Consider the following 18,497-nt stretch of genomic DNA (forward strand, 5'->3'; position numbering starts at 1 on the left):
AGCACAGAGAAATATTATGGGGCTGTCATTCCCATTTCGATCCATACTTCTATCAAATCTCGTATAACCCCTGTAACCATCTCAAAAAAATTGCCGATTGGGGATGGGAGCGATTAAGTATTCTTTGTTTTACTGCATCGTGAAGTTGTTTCCCCGGCGGATCTTGCCAAGCTAAATAGGTATGAATATTAGCCTTATCTAGATGATAATCCCTATAGGTTGCCCCTTGTTGTTTTGCCTCTATCACCTTGTTTTGTGTATATTGCCAAAGATTATTATCGGGAACTAAATAGGCTAAAAAAGTCTCTAACATTCCTCTAGATTGATTATCGGGCATCATCCACACACCGAATTTTATCCCCGATTCTAGAGTTATAATTAATCCCTCTGCTGGTAAATTTTGAGGTAAGTTAGGTATATTTGGTAAACAGGCATTATATAAACTTTTCCAACGATTATCAGGTTCTTCGTCCGCATCCATAATAATTCCTAAATGAGTTAGTCCACTATCATTGATTTCGTTGTAAATATTATCGCTATCGAGTAAATTCTCAATACCATCAGTCGGTTTAATATAGATAATAGCTGTGTCTTTTTTGTCTCCCCAAGAGATGCCATGGGCTTCTGCTAATTCGGGAATCACTCTCATTTCTTCTCTTCCCTCTACCAAGAGTTTTTTAGGATGTATTTTGGGCATTTTTAGCGAACCTCAACATCTCTTTCAGAAGCGAGGTAAATTTGTCTAGTATTGAAGGAAACTGCTTTTTCCTTGTCCCTATCTATCCTTTGAATAGTAATCTCGTTATCGGTAATTTTTTCTTCGGTAATTAATTCGGCTAAACTTTGCCAACAATCCCGGCTGTGAGTGGTGGCAAATACCTGAATATTGAGTTTTTTGGCGATTTCCCAGACGAATTTCCACATATCAGTCATGACAGTAAAGTGCAATCCGCTATCAATTTCATCAACTAATAAAATTCCATTTTCAAGATTAACCATCGCTAAAACTAATCCTAACATTCGCCAAAATCCATCACCTAAACTGCCAATCGGAACTGGTTCTTCTACTCCTTTAAGTTTAACCATAAATCCCCCACGTCCTCCCGATGTCCTACTAAATACTGGAGGTTGAAATTCTTCGGTAGTCGCAATTTTTTCTATTTTAGGTTCAATGATTTTTAAAGCTTCAATAACTAGGTTATCCGTAGAGTTAAGCAGACTTTGACTGAAAAAATATCTGTTTGCCTCAACTGCTATAGATTGAGGAGGAATCCAAGATAATTCTAGTTTTTCAAAATCCTGAGACGGTTTTTTATCAGTTAAATTTATCTGTAAAATATCCCCTTCAGGTGATAAAGAATAGACTTTTTGCTGATGCTCAAATTCAACTACCAAGCAAAAACTACCCAGGGATTGCAAATTATTATTATTGACTTTAGAGAGTAATTCTTTAGATGTAGATTGAATACTTAAAATCACCTGATTGGCTGGTTTATCTGGCTCATAAATAACTATTTTTTGATTATCCTTTAGTAAGTATTTATAGAATAAATTTTTTATCTGATAAGATTGCCAGGGATTACCGGGAAAATTAGCCGCATCTATTTCTCTATGAGAATACTCGCCCCGATGATTAAGAATTTTTTGTATTTTTCCTATATCAAATTTAGAAACATAAATAAGAATCGCTTCTAAAATAGAAGTTTTGCCGCTATTATTTTTACCTACTAAGAGATTAATGCGACCAAGATTGGCCATCTCAAAATTTTGAAAACCGCGAAAGCCTTCAATTTTTAGGGATTGTAACATCAGTGATTACCCCGGATTTTAGTTATTAAATCTAGTTTATCTCAACCCCAGAAAACACCTCAATTAACGACAGAGCATCACGATGGCGATACCGATACCCAAACTTAAACCGACCAGCACTTGAAAAGGAGTATGACCAATTAATTCCTTTAAACGTTCCTCGTTAAATTCCTTGCCCTCCTGGAACATTTCATCGATAATTTGATTGAGAATCCGGGCCTGTTTTCCGGCTGCCTGACGCACTCCGGCCGCATCATACATAACAATAACCGCAAAAAGCGCGGCGATGGCAAATTCGGGACTAGACCAACCCATCTGTAATCCTACCCCAGTAGCCAAGGCTCCCACCAGCGCCGAGTGAGCGCTAGGCATTCCTCCCGACGAGACTAGATAGCGCAGACTCACCTTACCATCCCGGATTAACTCAATCAGCGCTTTTAGTCCCTGGGCAGTGAAACAAGCTAAAAGAGAGACTAGCAGTATTTGATTGTGTAACACCTGCTCGAAGTCCTGCATAATCTCATTCGTTTAATTTAATTTTTACGATTAACAATATACTCGGCGATGGCCCGTAAAGGTTCAGCGGCCTCATCGTAGCTACTCAATTCACCGATGGCACTGTCTATTAACTGTTGAGCTTGCTGGCGGGATCCTTCTATCCCCCAGAGACTAGGATAGGTAGCTTTTTGTGCCTGTAGATCCTTACCGGCGGTTTTGCCCAATTCCTCCATTGTCGCCGTGATATCGAGAACATCATCGATAATTTGGAAAGCCAAGCCAATATTTTGAGCGTAACGGTCTAATTTAGCTATATCTTCCGCTTTTGCCCCCGCTAAAACTGCCCCCGACACCACAGAAGTCTCCAACAGGGCCCCCGTTTTGTGAGTATGGATAAAACCGAGAGTTTCCGCCGAAATATCGGGTTTTCCTTCGGATTCCAAGTCTAAAACCTGACCTCCCACCAAACCCGCTGCCCCGACAGTGCGACCTAAACGGGCAATTACCTCTAAAATCTGTACAGGAGGTACATTACGAGTCTGGGTAGCCACATACTCGAAAGCGTAGGCCAGGAGACCATCCCCAGCTAAAATAGCGATATCTTCGCCAAAAACCTTATGATTGGTTAATTTCCCGCGTCGGTAATCATCGTTATCCATGGCGGGTAAATCGTCATGAATTAATGACATAGTGTGAATCATTTCTAGGGCGCAAGCGGTGGGTAAAGCCATCTCTAGGGAACCGCCCATCAGTTCACAGGTAGCCAGACATAAAATCGGCCGCAGACGTTTGCCACCGGCGAGGAGAGAATAGCGCATCGCCTCGTAGATTTTGGCAGGATTGCCGATAACTAAAGAGCTATCCAAAGCTGACTCGACAATTAACCGCTTTTCCTCCAGATAGGAAGCCAGAGAAAAGCTCTCGTTTTTCCTCACTTCTACCCCTTGTTCGCCCCTAGTAACCATGTCTTTTTGTCTTGAACCGACTGCTTTTAAAACTATATCAGGAAACTCCACCTCGATCAGAATTAAACTGACTGCTCCCTTGTCCCCTAAGCTGTTGACTATCTAAATTACCCCTTCAGACTGCATGGGAATGCCGGAGTTGACAGTCTGAGCATTTGTACTAAAGTTTTCCAGACGGAGAGAGGTCAATTTTCTTTTCTGATGCCTATTTTCTCTTTTAACCTGAAAAAATACCTCCCTCAGCCTGGTCCAGGAATTGGCGAAAAACGGGCGATATAATTGAATTTCACCGCAGTTATCAGGGGAAATGCTAAAGTTTTGATGATTCGGTCAAACTTCCGTTTTCTTAGCTTGCGGTTTGGAAATTTCTCGATTAGCCTAGAAGTAGGATTCTCCTAGGAATATATTGTATGCTGACAGGGCAAATTTTAGGCGATCGATACCAAATTCAAAGTCAGTTAGGTAAACAAACCGGAAGACGCACTTTTCTCGCCCAAGATCTAAAAACGGGCGCTACTGTTGTCGTCAAATTATTAATCTTCAGTCCCGATTTTGAATGGACAGATTTAAAACTTTTTGAACGGGAAGCCGAAACTCTTAAACATCTAGATTGTCGCTCGATTCCTGAATATATCGACTATTTTGAAGTTCGCACCGATACCTATCAAGGTTTTGCCCTTGTTCAGAGTTATATCGAGGCTAAATCTCTCAAGGAACAGATAGAAACTGGTCGCAAATTTAGTGAAGCAGACCTGCAAGAATTAGCTAAATATATCCTAGGTATTTTAATTTATCTCCATGGACTTAACCCGCCAATTATCCACCGGGATTTGAAACCTAGTAATATTTTATTAAAAGATCGCTCGGGCCATAGTATCGGCAATGTTTATTTAATTGATTTTGGTTCTGTCCAGACTGTTGCCCAACAGGAACAGGCCACTTTAACTATTGTCGGAACCTACGGTTATATGCCCCCCGAACAATTCGGTGGTCGCACCGTTGCCGCTTCTGATTTATACAGTTTAGGAGCCACTTTAATCTATCTAGCTACAGGCATTCATCCCGCCGATTTACCGCAGAAAGATGGCAAAATTCAATTAAATAATTTAGCTAATTTAAGCCCTGCTTTTGTTCATTGGTTAGGGCAGCTAATCGAACCTAGTCTCGAAAAAAGGTTTATTTCAGCACAGGCGGCAAATCAAGCTTTAAATACTCTCCACGAAATGCAATTAACTTCCTCAAACCTTGAAAAACCCTCCGGGAGTCGGGTACAATTGCAAAAAAACGAGGAGAAAATTAAAATATTTTTACCCCCCGAAGGTTTTACCCCTAAATTAATTTTTCCCGGAACCTTTGCCATTGCTTGGAACGCTTTTTTATTAGTATGGACAGGAGGAGCCATTTCTATTCCTCTGTGGATGAGTTGGTTTTTTCTGCTCTTTTCCTTGCCTTTTTGGTTTGTGGGTTTAGGAATGCTTGGCGGGATTATTTATTGTCTCAAAGGGGAGGAAATTATCACTATTGATAGGGAAGAAATTGTTGCCTATCAGCGAATTTGGGGTTTGACACTTCCGGGTAAAAAGAAAATGGCACGGGAACATATTAATAAACTGGTGAAAGCTGATAGTTATCATACCAAAGATGACGATGGCGATCGAGTTTATGTACCGATGGCTTTAACTATTTGGGCAGGGACTAAAGAATATACTATTAGCAGTCAGACAAAAGCCTATCTGAGTAAACCCGAAATTGAATGGTTAGCGGCGGAATTAAGCCAATGGTTAGGAATGCCAATTACTAATAAGTAGCTGTGCAAAATTAATTTCCTGGTTAGGAAAGGCAACAGGCACAAGGCAAGAGGTAGTTAGATATGTGTAATTAATTTTGCTTAGGTACTTAATAAGTAATCTTACAGCCATCAGCCTTGAATCAGTTATCAGTTATCAGTTACCAGTGCTCAGATTTGAGTTTTTAGTTCATTGATTACTGTTTACTGTTTACTGATAACTGAAAAATCTCCCCACTCCCCCACTGATTACTGATTACTGCTTACTGATAACTGAAAAAGCTTCCCACTTCCCACTTCCCTCCCCCTGATATGGACGAACTGTCTGTGATCGGTGTAAAATTTTATGAAGAGTCTCGGCTTTTTTCTCCCTTTTCCTGAGAAATGCCCCAGAGCCAGTGACTAAGATCAAAATTGTGCATCCCATCGATAATTAAGTTTATGAGCGCCACTATTACCGTAGAAAAACGCAAATTAGAAAAACCCCCTTTAGAACTGCATTATCTCGGCGATCGAGTCCTGCGTCAACCGGCCAAGCGGATTGCTAAAGTCGATGACAGCATTCGTCAATTAGCCAGAGAAATGCTGCAAACTATGTATAGTGCCAATGGTATCGGGTTAGCAGCCCCGCAAGTGGCAGTCAATAAACAATTGATTGTCATCGATTGTGAACCTGATAAACCCGAAAATACGCCACTAATTCTGATTAATCCCCAAATTATCGGTTATAGTCGGGAATTGTGCAAAGCGGAGGAGGGTTGTTTGAGTATTCCCGATGTGTTTTTAGATGTCATCCGTCCCCAATCGATCGAAGTGAGTTATAAAGATGAACAGGGCAAACCGCGAAAACTGCAAGCTAACGGTTTACTAGCGCGGGTAATTCAACACGAAATGGATCATCTTAATGGTGTCATGTTCGTGGATAGAGTAGATAACGATTTGGCACTCAATGAAGAATTAAAAAAACACGGTTTTTCCGTGCAAGCGGTGAAACCCGTCGAGAAAGTGTCAAAATAAAGGCATTAGTTAATTGAGGCGAGGAGTGAAGATGACCCCAAAAAGCGGCGTTTTATTGTTATTATCCTGTATTGCAGCGATCGCTGGTGTGGGTTGTGTCTTTGAAATTAGTTCAGGAGAACCAGATTTAGGCAATACCACCACTGGCTTAATTCTAGCGGCAAGCATACCATTAACAGCCCTATTTTTTTGGGCGGCGGTTAAAGACACGAGAGCCAATTACAAATAGAATAAATTCCCCTCGGTTATCGAAAAATTGGCATAATTTTCATGAGCAGAAGAGAGAAGTAAATTCTCTCTTTTGTTCGTTTTGATTACAGGGCAAATTGCCAGAAAAAGTTACTACTTTTGAGGATTTTATCATCTTTTATGACAATCAATTATATGCCGCCAGGTGAAAATCTGATTAGGTAAAGATTTCCCCCCTGTCTCCTCCTATTTCATCTATAATTCCGGCTACCAATCCTAGATGGTCTAGATTCTGAACTTCAATTTCTGTTGATTGAGTCATGGAACAACAACGCCCGCCGCGAGAGGGGTCAAACAATTCCTATTTTCTCCTAATTAGGGCTCTCAATACCCCCTTGCGGGTACCCAAAAAAGCCTCACTCTCTAAGTATTTTTACTCAAGCCTCTGGAGCGGGACAGCTTATGTGACAGTTGAGGGTGCGGAATGTGGGTTATTAGGGTTTAGGCACTCGTTTTTTGTTTGGGGCATCTATGATAAGAAATTATTCAATCAATCGATCGGGTGACATTCTAGGCTATGATTTCCCTGACTATAGTTATTTCTCTACAGTAAGGAAAATCTACGATGACAGCCTTTCCCATCGATTTGAGCGCCTATAAACCCATCAGTCTCGACCCCAGTAACCCCACCCTCACCGACGACCAAAGAAGCGCCCTAAAAGCCAATATCCAACTGTGTCGCGATGCTATCATCTTTTTTACTGCCACGGGTGCGGCCCGGGGTGTGGGTGGTCACACCGGCGGCCCCTACGATACCGTCCCGGAAGTGGTGATTCTCGATGCTCTTTTCCGCAGTCAACCTAGTCAATTTGTACCAATTTTCTTCGATGAAGCGGGACACCGCGTCGGTACTCAATATCTCATGTCTGCGTTAGAAGGTTCTTTACCCCCAGAACAATTAATGCACTACCGCGAGGCCAATTCTAAACTCCCCGGACACCCGGAATTAGGATTAACCCCCGGCGTAAAATTTAGTTCTGGCCGTTTAGGACATATGTGGCCCTACGTTAACGGTGTCGCTTTAGCTAACCCCGGAAAAACCGTTTTTTGTTTAGGTTCCGATGGTTCTCAACAGGAAGGCAATGACGCGGAAGCTGCCCGTTTAGCCGTGGCTCAACACATCAATGTTAAGCTAATTATTGATGATAATGATGTGACGATTGCAGGTAATCCTTCCAAATATTTACCCGGTTATGATGTGGCTAAAACTCTCACTGGCCATGGCGTAAAAGTGTTAGTGGGAGATGGGGAAGATATCGATAGTTTGTATCGCAATATCTGTGAAGCAATTAATACTCCTGGCCCGATTGCAATTATTAATAAACGTCCCATGTGTCCTGGAATTGAAGGTTTAGAAGGTTCTAACCACGGCCATGATGTGATTTCTGTTCCCTTGGCTTTGAAATATTTAGAGGCAAAAGGACACAGTGCCGCCGTGGAATATCTCAACAGTATTAAGAAGCCTTCTAATGACTATAAATTCCTCGGTTCTGGGGATAAATGGGGTTCTAACCGCAACGTTTTCGGCGAAGCGGTAGTCAGTCTTTTAGGCAAAATGAGCGAAGAAGAACGCAAGGCTAAGGTATTAGTAGTAGATAGCGATTTAGAGGGTTCCTGCGGTCTGAAAATTATCCACGATAAACATCCCGAAGTGTTTATTCCTTCCGGTATTATGGAACGGGGCAATCTTTCGGCAGCCGCTGGTTTTGGTATGGAAAAAGGTAAACAGGGAATTTTCGCCACCTTTGCCGCTTTTCTAGAAATGTGTATTTCTGAAATCACCATGGCCCGCTTGAATTATTCTAATCTTTTATGTCATTTTTCCCATTCTGGTATCGATGACATGGCGGATAATACCTGTCACTTTGGTTTGAATAATTTCTTTGCCGATAATGGACTAGATGACGGTTACGAAACCCGTCTTTATTTCCCAGCCGATGCGGCACAAATGACCGCTTGTGTCGAGGCAACTTTCCATCAACCCGGTTTACGTTTTATCTTCTCGACTCGTTCTAAAACTCCCAATATTCTTGATACTAAAGGCAATAATTTATTTGGCGATGGTTATACCTTTGTCTCTGGAAAAGATGAAGTAATTCGGGAAGGCACTGCTGGTTATATCATCAGCTTTGGCGATGGTTTATACCGCGCTTTAGATGCAGTGGAACGTCTAAAACAAGAAGGTATTGACGTGGGTTTAATTAATAAACCGACTCTCAATGTAGTGGATGAAGAAATTATCGCTAAAGTTGGTAATTCTCCCTTTGTTTTAGTGGTAGAAGCATTTAACCGTCGCACGGGTTTAGGTAGCCGTTATGGTTCTTGGTTACTCGAACGCGGTTTAACTCCTAAATACGCCTATATCGGTACTCACCATGAAGGTTGTGGCGGTTTATGGGAACAATTTCCCCACCAAGGTATTGACCCAGTTGGTATCATTAGTAAAGTTAAATCTTTAATCGCTTAGATAGTATTTTCGGGTGGGCTTTAATCAGTGAACAGTAGGGGTGCATCTCATTTTTGTAAATCTACTAATTTGGGATTTTTCAGGGGAAACTTTCTCCTAAAATTGGGCGTTACTTTCGGTTTTATCACTCAATCCAAGCCTTTGGGGGGTAGAACCCCCCAAACCCCTAGGGTTGATTCATAGTAGGTTGATTCATAGTAGGTTGATTCATAGTAGGGTTAATTCATGGTAGGGTTAATTCATGGTAGGGTTGATTCATGAATCAACCCTACCCAAACCCCCCGTTGGAGGCGTGGCGGGGCCACTGAGCCTTGTCGAAGTGCCGCCCCCAAACCCCGGAGCGCATTAGCTTAACTGTGAGATGCTTACACGCAATTGTTCATATTTTTGTACTAATTTAAGAGTCACTGATAATTGCTGATTGTCGGTATTTCTGCAAATGTGGGATGCACCCGAACAGTAATCAGTAATCAGTCATCAGTAAACAGTCATCAGTAATCAGTAATCACTGGACATCTTTAATAATTAAGATTTTAGCTTGGTTGAGAATCCGAGCATTTGTACTAAAATTTCCAAGACGCAGTTTAAATCCCTGACAGCTTATAAACTTGAAACTTTAGCCGCTTAAATCGCACATTAAGGGGAAATCCCCCTGAACTAGGTACGGTAAGCCCCTAGGAGCCGACAAACCGGTCAATCTAGAATAATCTCTAGGGTATAAAAGTAATCTCTTATAGAAAATGCAGCCAACCAATCCACAACAATTTACAGAAAAAGCTTGGGAGGCAATTGTCAAAACGCCGGACATTGCCAAACAGAACAGCCAGCAACAAATCGAAAGCGAACATCTAATGAAAGCCCTTCTCGAACAGGAGGGATTAGCGGGCAGTGTCTTTAGTAAAGCTAATATTAGTCTAGCCCGTTTGCGGGATCGAACCGATGACTTTATCCGTCGTCAACCAAAAATCTCTAACCCCGGCGACTCGATTTATTTAGGTCGTAGTTTAGATAGTTTACTCGATCGAGCGGAAAATTATCGCCGAGAATTTGGAGATGACTTTATCTCGATCGAGCATTTGATTTTAGGTTATGCTAAAGATGATCGCTTCGGTAAAAATATTTTTCAAGAATTCGGACTTACCGAAAGCAAACTCAAGGAAATTATTCAACAAGTTAGAGGTAGTCAAAAAGTGACCGATCAGAATCCAGAAGGCAAATACGAGGCCCTAGAAAAATACGGACGGGATCTCACCCAATTGGCACGGGAAGGTAAATTAGACCCCGTAATTGGACGGGATGACGAAATCCGTCGCACGATTCAGATCCTCTCGCGTCGGACTAAAAATAACCCAGTTTTAATCGGGGAACCGGGAGTAGGAAAAACGGCCATTGTCGAAGGATTAGCCCAGCGGATTATTAACCGAGATGTGCCAGAATCTCTGTTAGACCGGACTCTCATTTCTCTCGATTTAGGTGGCTTAATTGCGGGAGCAAAATATCGCGGGGAATTTGAGGAAAGATTAAAAGCTGTCCTCAAAGAAGTCACCGATTCCCAAGGCAATATCATCATGTTTATTGACGAAATTCATACCGTTGTCGGTGCGGGAGCCACTCAAGGGGCAATGGATGCGGGCAATTTATTAAAACCAATGTTAGCCCGGGGTGAATTGCGTTGTATTGGGGCCACTACCCTCGATGAATACCGCAAATATATCGAAAAAGATGCGGCGTTAGAAAGACGTTTTCAAGAGGTTTTAGTAGATGAACCAAATGTGGTCGATACTATTTCGATTCTTCGCGGTCTTAAAGAACGTTATGAGGTGCATCATGGGGTAAAAATTGCCGATAATGCTTTAGTAGCGGCGGCACTGCTTTCTAATCGTTATATTAGCGATCGCTTTTTGCCCGATAAGGCCATTGATTTAGTTGATGAAGCGGCAGCCAAATTGAAGATGGAAATCACCTCTAAACCGGAAGAACTCGATGAAATTGATCGCAAAATTCTCCAATTAGAAATGGAAAAACTTTCCCTACAACGGGAATACGATCCAGCTTCGCGGGAACGGTTAGAAAAGTTAGAAAAAGAACTGGCTAACCTCAAGGAAGAACAATCGGGATTAAATGCCCAATGGCAAGGGGAAAAAGAGATTATCGATAAAGTTCGTGGGGTTAAAGAAGCGATCGAACAAGTTAATCTGGAAATTCAACAGGCCGAACGAGATTATGATTATAATCGCGCCGCAGAATTAAAGTTCGGAAAATTAACCGATCTGCAGCGGCAAATTTCCGCCCTAGAAACTCAATTGGCCGACAAACAAACCACCGGTAAAAGTTTATTAAGGGAAGAAGTTCTCGAATCGGATATCGCCGAAATTATCTCGAAATGGACGGGAATTCCTCTCAATAAATTAATCGAATCGGAAAAAGAAAAACTCCTCAATCTCGAAGAGGAATTACACGAAAGTGTCATCGGTCAAGAAGAAGCGGTCACAGCCGTGTCCGAAGCGATTCAACGTTCCCGCGCCGGTTTATCGGATCCCAACCGTCCCACGGCCAGCTTTATTTTCCTCGGTCCGACGGGTGTTGGTAAGACAGAATTGGCGAAAGCTTTAGCGCGCAATCTCTTTGACACGGAAGAGTCCCTAGTTCGCATCGATATGTCGGAATACATGGAAAAACACAGCGTTTCCCGTCTCATGGGCGCGCCTCCGGGATACGTCGGCTACGATGAAGGGGGACAATTAACCGAGGCAATCCGGCGTCGTCCCTACTCTGTCATCCTCTTTGATGAGATTGAAAAAGCCCATCCCGACGTTTTTAACGTTATGTTACAAATCCTTGACGATGGGCGCTTAACCGACTCTCAAGGTCATCTGGTTGATTTCAAAAATACCATCATTATTATGACCAGTAATATCGGTTCTCAATACATTTTAGACGTGGCTGGTGATGAGTCTCGTTACGAGGAAATGCAGGCGCGGGTGATGGAAGCAATGCGGAATAGTTTCCGTCCCGAATTCCTCAATCGTATCGATGAAACGATCATTTTCCATAGTTTACAAAAAGCGCAACTGCGATCGATTGTCAAACTACAGGTAGCCAATCTCAGCGACCGCTTGATGGAACAAAAATTAGCCCTGAAATTTGCCGATATTGCCCTCGATTATCTAGCAGAAATTGGTTACGATCCAGTGTACGGTGCGCGACCCTTAAAACGGGCAGTACAGAGATATGTGGAAACTCCGATCGCTAAGGCAATTCTGCGCGGCGAATTCAAAGGGGGAGACACGATTTTTGTCGATGTGGCCGATGAAAGATTGACCTTTAAACGGTTAGCTTCCCAGGTAGTAACCGCTTAATTAGCAAGGGTGGGCAATGCTCACCCTTTGATTATTATGGAAGCAGGGGATTTTTGCTTGAATCTATGACTTTAACACTGTTCGCACCACCGGCTGAAATAATTCACCTGTCCGGGATTAGCTGGAAAACCTACGAAACGCTGCTGGAAGAAATGAGCGATCGCCGTCTCCGGCTGACCTACAATCGTGGCAATTTAGAAATCATGGCTCCTTCGACCGGACACGAATTTAGTAAAACACTCATCGGTCGCTTTGTCGAAACCCTAGCGGAAGAATCAACAGTCCCGATTTATCCCCTCGGTTCTACCACCTTTAAACGCCCTCAATTAAGTGGTGCAGAACCAGATGAATGTTTTTACATTGATAATATTGATGCGGTTCGGGGGAAAAAGCGACTGGACTTAAATGAAGACCCAGCACCGGATTTAGTCATAGAAATTGATGTCACCAGCAGTTCTCAAAATCGCCTTCAGGTTTATGCAGATCTAGGCGTGGCAGAGGTTTGGGTTTATAATGGGGAATCTCTGGTCATCCAACAATTACAAAATGGCACTTATATAACTTCCCCAACCAGTCGATTTTTTCCTAATTTACCCATCTTAGAAATTGCTATATTTTTACAACAAGCTGAAACATTGGATTACCTAGAGTTAGTCAAAGCATTTCGGAATTGGGTAAGAAGTCAGTTGAAAAAATAAATCTGAACCGGAGTCTCAAAAATGGAAATTAACAAGTTTTCCTTTTGGGTCGTCGGTCGTCAATACCAAATTAGGTTACACTTCATCGACCCCAGGGTTAATGCGGATGGAGGGACTCGAACCCACACATCAAAGACACTAGAACCTAAATCTAGCGCGTCTACCAATTCCGCCACATCCGCAAATGTATTACCGTATTTGATCATAGCATAAGATACTATAGGAAAGATAAAATTTTTTATTCTTAATAATTTTATGCTCTTAGGTTTTGTCTTTCAGTCTCCCGGCCCCGTCCTCTGGGAGATCGGACCGATTCCGGTGCTCGGACCGATTTCGGTGCGCTGGTATGGATTTCTGATTGCTATGGCGGTATTATTGGGTGTCACCCTCTCCCAGTACCTAGCCCAAAAAAGAGCGATCAATCCCGATTTAATCGCTGATTTGGCCATTTGGTTAGTAGTGGGGGCTATACCTGCAGCCCGTCTGTACTATGTTCTCTTTCAGTGGCAAGAATACGCGCAAAATCCTGCCGATATTATCGCCATTTGGAAGGGAGGTATCGCTATTCACGGGGCAATTATCGGGGGTTTGCTGGCAGCCCTAATCTTTGCTCGCATTAATCGGGTTTCTCTTTGGCAATTACTCGATCTGGTGGCACCTTCAGTTATTCTCGGTCAAGCGATCGGACGTTGGGGTAACTTTTTTAATTCGGAAGCTTTTGGCAGTCCGACTAATTTACCTTGGAAGTTGTTTATTCCTCCGGCTAGTCGTCCTTTAGAATATATCACCGTCGATTATTTTCACCCCACCTTTCTCTACGAATCTCTCTGGAATCTGGCAGTTTTTGCCCTACTCATCTATCTATTTTTCTGGGGTTTAAAACACCCTAGTAAATTAAAAATTGGCACCCTTACCCTAGTCTATTTTATCGCCTACAGTCTAGGTAGATTCTGGATCGAGGGACTACGCACCGATAGTTTAATGTTTGGACCTCTGAAAATGGCGCAAATAATTAGTTTAGGAGCGATCGCTGTCGGTCTTTTCGGTTTATTCTGGTTATATAAACTGCAGCGTCCTTTACCGGATGTGGTGGCGACCGTCAGTTATAATCAAAAGTTACCCTAGCCAACCCTGACAATGGATCTAGTAACGATTTTTCAACAGGTTTTAAACGGTTTATCGATCGGTAGTGTCTATGCTATTTTTGCCCTCGGTTACACTTTGATTTTTTCCATTCTAGGAATTATCAATTTTGCCCATGGCGCAATTTTTACCCTCGGAGCCTATTTTACCTACGCTCTAGCGGGGGGAGTTTTCGGTTTTAATGGTTTATTAGCTAATGCCAAATTACCCTTTTCCTTACCCTTTTTTTTAGCACTCTTGCTAGGCTGTATCCTTTCAGGTTTCACCTCGGTTCTTCTGGAAAGATTGGCCTTTAAACCTCTCCGGGTAAGGGGTTCCGATTCCCTCTTAACCTTGGTTTCTAGCCTAGGAGCAGCCGTGGTGATTGTCAATGTCATTCAATACTTATTCGGGGCAGAAATTTATACTTTTCCCGATGGGATTTATGGCAATCTTCCCCCCGCAATTAATTTTGGTACAGCCGATCGCCCCGTGGCAATTCGCACAATTCAGATTATTATTTTTCTGGTTTCAGCAGTGATGGTAGCTTTACTGACTTATTGGGTTAATTTCACCAAAATGGGCAAAGCTTTACAAGCGGTAGCTGAAGATGTCACCACTGCCAGTTTGTTGGGGATCAATCCCGAAAAATTTATCGTGATTACCTTTTTTATTAGTGGTGCCTTGGCAGGTTTAGCAGGAACTTTAGTCGGTTCTAGTGTTAGTATCGCCGGTCCCTATTTCGGTATTGCTTTCGGATTAAAAGGTTTAGGAGTGATCGTTTTAGGGGGATTGGGAAGTATCCCCGGAGCGGTCATCGGTGGTTTATTATTGGGTATTGCCGAAGCTTTTGTTCCCGCAGAATATTCTGGTTATCGAGAGGCGATAGCTTTTGCTATTCTCTTTATTATGTTGTTAGTTCGTCCCCAGGGTTTACTAGGCAGAAAGTTAATTCAAAAAGTCTAAGTCGGTTTAATTGGCCCCGAGAAAAACTGTTTTTCCCGACAAAGAAGATTGATAGGCAGCATAAGCCACTTCTAGGGCATAAAGACTGGCTTGGGGAGTAACATAGAGAGGAACCCGATCGAACAGATAATCTAGCACCATGGCGGTATCTTTGGCAAAAAGACCGCGACGGGTTTCCACTTCTAAAGCTTGGCTACCTTCACTATTAATTAACTGCCCTTTTTCTCCTTCAAAAATTAAGCTACCCCCCTCACCATGAATAGTGAAAGTTCGCTCACTTTGCCAAAAAACTTCGCCTTTGCCGTAGGTAACTTCGGCAATTAGGCCATTTTTAAATAATAACTGCGCCTCACACAAACAGGCCAGAAAATAATCGGATTCTGGGGCATTCCAATAACGACAATGACAGGATACGGACTCCACTTCCCCAAATAAATTAGTAAAGCGATGGATACGAGAAAGGGCCGCAATCAAAGGAAACCCGAATAAATCCCGATGAAATGTCCAGCGCCGGGGTGCCGGTCTGCCTGGGACGATCGTGGTATAACGGGCTAGATGGATATTGCCGAGGGTGGCTAAATACTGCTGTTGGGTTTGATGCAGTCCCCCCAAAAGTTCAATATGTTCGACGTGCAGTAATTTCTTCTCGGTTTCGGCTAGGGTGATTAATTCTGCTGCCGCCGCCGGGTGGAAAGCCAGGGGATACTCGACGATAACGTGCTTACCTGATTTTAAGGCCGTACGGGCGATCGAGGCATGGGCCTGATTAACGTTGGCAATGACAATCAGATCGAGATCGGGATGGCTGGCAAGGCTTAGTGCCGAATCTAGGGCAGAAATTTGGTATTTTTGCGAGAAATTAGCGATCGATTCGGGACTATTACCGCTAACATACAGAAGCTGGGCGCGATCATCGGCTTGCCAGCTTTCAGCGCGACGTTGAGCGGCGAACCCTGTCCCAACTATACCAATTTTCAGGGGATGATTAGAAGTCATCGGGGGCATTCTGGCGACATTAATTATCGGGAAGTGGGGTGTGGGGTGTGGGGTACGGGGTACGGGGTACGGGGTGCGGGGCGTGGGGAGATAGGGGAGTGGGGAGATAGGGGAGTGGGGAGATAGGGGAATTTCAACTAATACCCCAAAACCCTAAAACCCCAACTCTCAACTCCTGAATACCGTCTCCTGAATACTTTCTACAGCAATTCTGCTTTTCCTAGCTTTATCTTGGCAATTAACTCATCTATTATCTCAAAAATAGCGCCCTAAAAGATGTGGGAGGGTGAATTCATATTTTAAATGGGCAACGCCAATTTTTTGCTCCTGTTTAGGCCCCAGATCTTCTAAACCGCGATCGGTTGTCGGGGAGCATGACGACTAGGGGAAACCACCACGGGAGTTGGCGACACTGTACAGGTTAATTCTAGAGACTGTTCTAAACTAACCACCCGATTGAGTTGTTGCCATTCAGTACTAAAAGGAGGCATCGCTAGAGCGCAGGCTTTCCAATGAGCTTCGACGGGAACATCTAGTTGTTGACAAGTGCCACCGCGCCGACCTTGGGTTTGATAGTATCGGCAGTATCGACAGGAAGAAGTAAGAAAGTTTGCGGCTTGCATGGGTTGGCTTTAAAAGGAAGATGATTATAAGGAACTCAAGGGATGACTCTCTTTTTGCTCTGTGTAATATTGTCCTACCCTGTGCCAAGGGTATTTTCCTGACTAGCATAGCTAGAACTGATATGCCATATAGTTTCTAGTGATCCCCAAAAAAAATTTTATTTTTAGAATCTTTTAATAGTTACTTTGCAAAAAGCAGCACTGTCTCAAAACTGAAGAGTTTAACTCAGTTGTGTCCGATGTTATTGGGTCTAGTATCAGCAATAACAGAACGGGGATCAAGCCTTAACTAGACAGAATTGATAAATACAGGTTCAATTAAGACAGAAAAGATCGGCAAATCGATTCCTGACTCAAAACCACTCTTTCCACAAGACTATAAAAAAATTTAATCTTTTACTCCGCCCGACTGGGCAAAACAAAAAGCACAACATTGCCAACGCTCAAGCTCTCCGGAGGGACTGGGAGACTGACAACGAGGACAAATCGGCCAAGATCGGGTTCTATGAACTATTTTCTGGCTCCAACTCTCTAAACCGTCCGGTTGCTGGGGATTTTCTGGCGGTTTTTCTGGGACAACATAACTAGGATGATCTCTGAGGGAATTAGGTGCGATCGCTTCTAGCGGAATTAACTGACTATCTTGCTGCCAACGGGCAGCAGAAAAGCGGATATCGCTCAAGGGAGTCTCTAACTTACTATTAAGCCGTTTTAATAAGCTATAGCGTTGTAAAGACAATTCCTGTGCTAAAGCAGCGCTACTGGTAGCCACCGATAAAACCCCGCGATTGAGGGAAAAAGGCCGGGTTTGCTCGAGCAGACGGGGATTAATAATTTTTGGCCATAATTGCAGCACTTGATCATAGTGGCGATATTCTTCCCAACCCGCCTGTTGAGTAATAGTCGCCAAAATTTTGGCAAGAGAATGTAAAGACATCTGGAAAATCTAGGGGATACCACGCTACACTGGGACGAAAAAACCTGCTAACTTTTCAGCATAACCTTTAATATCCTTGCCCTAGATATCCGCCATGAAATCCGATCAATCCCCATCCCCCCAAGATTCCCCTCTCTCGATCGTCCATCAACCCAGTTCAGCCATTGATCCCGCTCAGGAACCAGAACACCTGGAAGCCGCTATTATTAACGTCTATCCCCCAGCTAAAGATGTCTTTTTTACCCCTTGGGGTATCGGGGCAATGGCGATCTTTTTAATTGCTAATATTCTCCTCAGTCTCAATCAATGGTTAACCACCACCCCCCCCACCCCGAGGAAAGCTGAGAATTCCCTGCTGGGGCATCGCAAAAATAACTCCCGCCACCTCGATCGATTGATAGCGATCGCTCGTCCAGTGCAGAAAACTCCTCAAACCAGTCCGATCGCTAATATTCCCGCTCCTCCCGTTAAAACTAGCCCGATAACTAATATTACCGCCCCACCAGTGGTTCAGAGTCCCCCCACCGCTAGAAATCTGACTAATGCCCTCTTACCCCCGAATCCGCCACCGTCCCTGATGCCGGCCCATCAATTACCCGTCAGTAAGATCGAGCAATCTTTACCCGTCGCCCCCCCGGACCCCGCTACCCCGCCCGTATCTTCCCTAGTTTCCGCACCACCGCCACCACCGCCCCAAGTCACCCCCGTCCCCTCTCCGGCGGTCATTAACGAACGAATGTTAGAGGAATTGCGCCAAAGAGAAGAATCACCCGCTAATTTACCCTTTTTTCAACGGGAAAAAGCCCGTCGCTTGGCCAATCAAAACCCACAGGATGCGGCGGAGTTAATGAAACAGTTACCGCCAGAATTACAAGTAGCCCCTTCTCCCAGTAGTCCGCCACCTTCAGAAACAGCCGATCCCTCCCAGTCCCCCGTCCCTAGTTCTATCATTATTGATAGGAGCGGCACTTCGGTAAACTATTAGGGTTGGTATCGGGAGGACGG

16 protein-coding genes and 1 tRNA gene are annotated in these 18,497 nt (G+C 43.5%); 9 read left to right on the forward strand and 8 right to left on the reverse strand.

Going from position 1 to position 18,497, the window contains the following annotated elements; translation table 11 throughout:
* Positions 1-52: 52 nt before the first annotated feature.
* From RAM70_RS13730 to crtE, 4 genes are all read right to left on the reverse strand, one after another.
* On the reverse strand, positions 53-697 hold the full coding sequence (locus tag RAM70_RS13730) for a DUF3226 domain-containing protein (protein WP_312674230.1): 645 nt from the start codon (positions 695-697) through the stop codon (positions 53-55).
* Between the two features lie 2 nt (positions 698-699).
* Positions 700-1,809, reverse strand: a complete 1,110-nt coding sequence (locus RAM70_RS13735) for an AAA family ATPase (protein WP_190380213.1) — start codon at positions 1,807-1,809, stop codon at positions 700-702.
* Between the two features lie 63 nt (positions 1,810-1,872).
* The gene (locus RAM70_RS13740; protein WP_045356492.1) at positions 1,873-2,325 is read right to left on the reverse strand and encodes a divergent PAP2 family protein; all 453 of its coding nucleotides are present in this window, start codon (positions 2,323-2,325) and stop codon (positions 1,873-1,875) included.
* A 17-nt stretch (positions 2,326-2,342) separates the two neighbouring features.
* Complete coding sequence (gene crtE / locus RAM70_RS13745; protein WP_045356494.1) at positions 2,343-3,272, reverse strand: geranylgeranyl diphosphate synthase CrtE; 930 nt, start codon at positions 3,270-3,272, stop codon at positions 2,343-2,345.
* Between the two features lie 410 nt (positions 3,273-3,682).
* Here crtE and RAM70_RS13750 point away from each other — a divergent pair, with 410 nt between their 5' ends.
* The 6 genes from RAM70_RS13750 to RAM70_RS13775 all read left to right on the forward strand — a co-directional run bounded on the left by RAM70_RS13750 (position 3,683) and on the right by RAM70_RS13775 (position 12,848).
* Complete coding sequence (locus RAM70_RS13750; RefSeq protein WP_045356496.1) at positions 3,683-5,080, forward strand: serine/threonine protein kinase; 1,398 nt, start codon at positions 3,683-3,685, stop codon at positions 5,078-5,080.
* 419 nt (positions 5,081-5,499) lie between these two features.
* Positions 5,500-6,075, forward strand: a complete 576-nt coding sequence (def, locus tag RAM70_RS13755; RefSeq protein ID WP_045356498.1) for a peptide deformylase — start codon at positions 5,500-5,502, stop codon at positions 6,073-6,075.
* A gap of 31 nt (positions 6,076-6,106) precedes the next feature.
* A complete protein-coding gene (locus RAM70_RS13760) occupies positions 6,107-6,304 on the forward strand; it encodes a hypothetical protein (protein WP_008203353.1) in 198 nt (65 codons plus the stop codon).
* A gap of 585 nt (positions 6,305-6,889) precedes the next feature.
* Positions 6,890-8,791: a thiamine pyrophosphate-binding protein gene (locus RAM70_RS13765; RefSeq protein ID WP_312674237.1), complete on the forward strand. Its 1,902-nt coding sequence runs from the start codon at positions 6,890-6,892 to the stop codon at positions 8,789-8,791.
* 740 nt (positions 8,792-9,531) lie between these two features.
* Entirely contained in the window at positions 9,532-12,150 is a 2,619-nt protein-coding gene (gene clpB, locus RAM70_RS13770; protein WP_045356502.1) for an ATP-dependent chaperone ClpB, read from the forward strand.
* Between the two features lie 65 nt (positions 12,151-12,215).
* Positions 12,216-12,848 (forward strand): Uma2 family endonuclease, encoded by a 633-nt coding sequence (locus RAM70_RS13775; RefSeq protein WP_312674239.1) that lies wholly within the window; start codon positions 12,216-12,218, stop codon positions 12,846-12,848.
* A 101-nt stretch (positions 12,849-12,949) separates the two neighbouring features.
* Here the strand turns inward: RAM70_RS13775 and RAM70_RS13780 are convergent.
* Positions 12,950-13,030 (reverse strand) — tRNA-Leu (locus RAM70_RS13780).
* A 73-nt stretch (positions 13,031-13,103) separates the two neighbouring features.
* Between RAM70_RS13780 and lgt the strand changes: the two genes are divergently transcribed.
* Positions 13,104-13,973, forward strand: coding sequence for a prolipoprotein diacylglyceryl transferase (gene lgt, locus RAM70_RS13785; RefSeq protein WP_312674241.1), 870 nt, complete (start codon positions 13,104-13,106; stop codon positions 13,971-13,973).
* Between the two features lie 12 nt (positions 13,974-13,985).
* On the forward strand, positions 13,986-14,936 hold the full coding sequence (locus RAM70_RS13790) for a branched-chain amino acid ABC transporter permease (RefSeq protein ID WP_002757675.1): 951 nt from the start codon (positions 13,986-13,988) through the stop codon (positions 14,934-14,936).
* Between the two features lie 6 nt (positions 14,937-14,942).
* Here RAM70_RS13790 and RAM70_RS13795 read toward each other — a convergent pair whose 3' ends face one another.
* From RAM70_RS13795 to RAM70_RS13805, 3 genes are all read right to left on the reverse strand, one after another.
* Positions 14,943-15,941 (reverse strand): Gfo/Idh/MocA family protein, encoded by a 999-nt coding sequence (locus tag RAM70_RS13795; protein ID WP_190380220.1) that lies wholly within the window; start codon positions 15,939-15,941, stop codon positions 14,943-14,945.
* Positions 15,942-16,279: 338 nt separating this feature from the next.
* Positions 16,280-16,555: a hypothetical protein gene (locus RAM70_RS13800; protein WP_045356513.1), complete on the reverse strand. Its 276-nt coding sequence runs from the start codon at positions 16,553-16,555 to the stop codon at positions 16,280-16,282.
* Positions 16,556-16,943: 388 nt separating this feature from the next.
* Complete coding sequence (locus RAM70_RS13805) at positions 16,944-17,492, reverse strand: DciA family protein (RefSeq protein WP_312674245.1); 549 nt, start codon at positions 17,490-17,492, stop codon at positions 16,944-16,946.
* 94 nt (positions 17,493-17,586) lie between these two features.
* On the opposite strand from RAM70_RS13805, the gene RAM70_RS13810 reads away from it, so the two are divergent.
* Positions 17,587-18,477, forward strand: a complete 891-nt coding sequence (locus tag RAM70_RS13810) for a hypothetical protein (protein ID WP_312674246.1) — start codon at positions 17,587-17,589, stop codon at positions 18,475-18,477.
* Positions 18,478-18,497 lie beyond the last annotated feature (20 nt).

Origin of the sequence: Microcystis wesenbergii NRERC-220, from assembly GCF_032027425.1 — a bacterium.
Lineage (GTDB): Bacteria > Cyanobacteriota > Cyanobacteriia > Cyanobacteriales > Microcystaceae > Microcystis > Microcystis wesenbergii_A.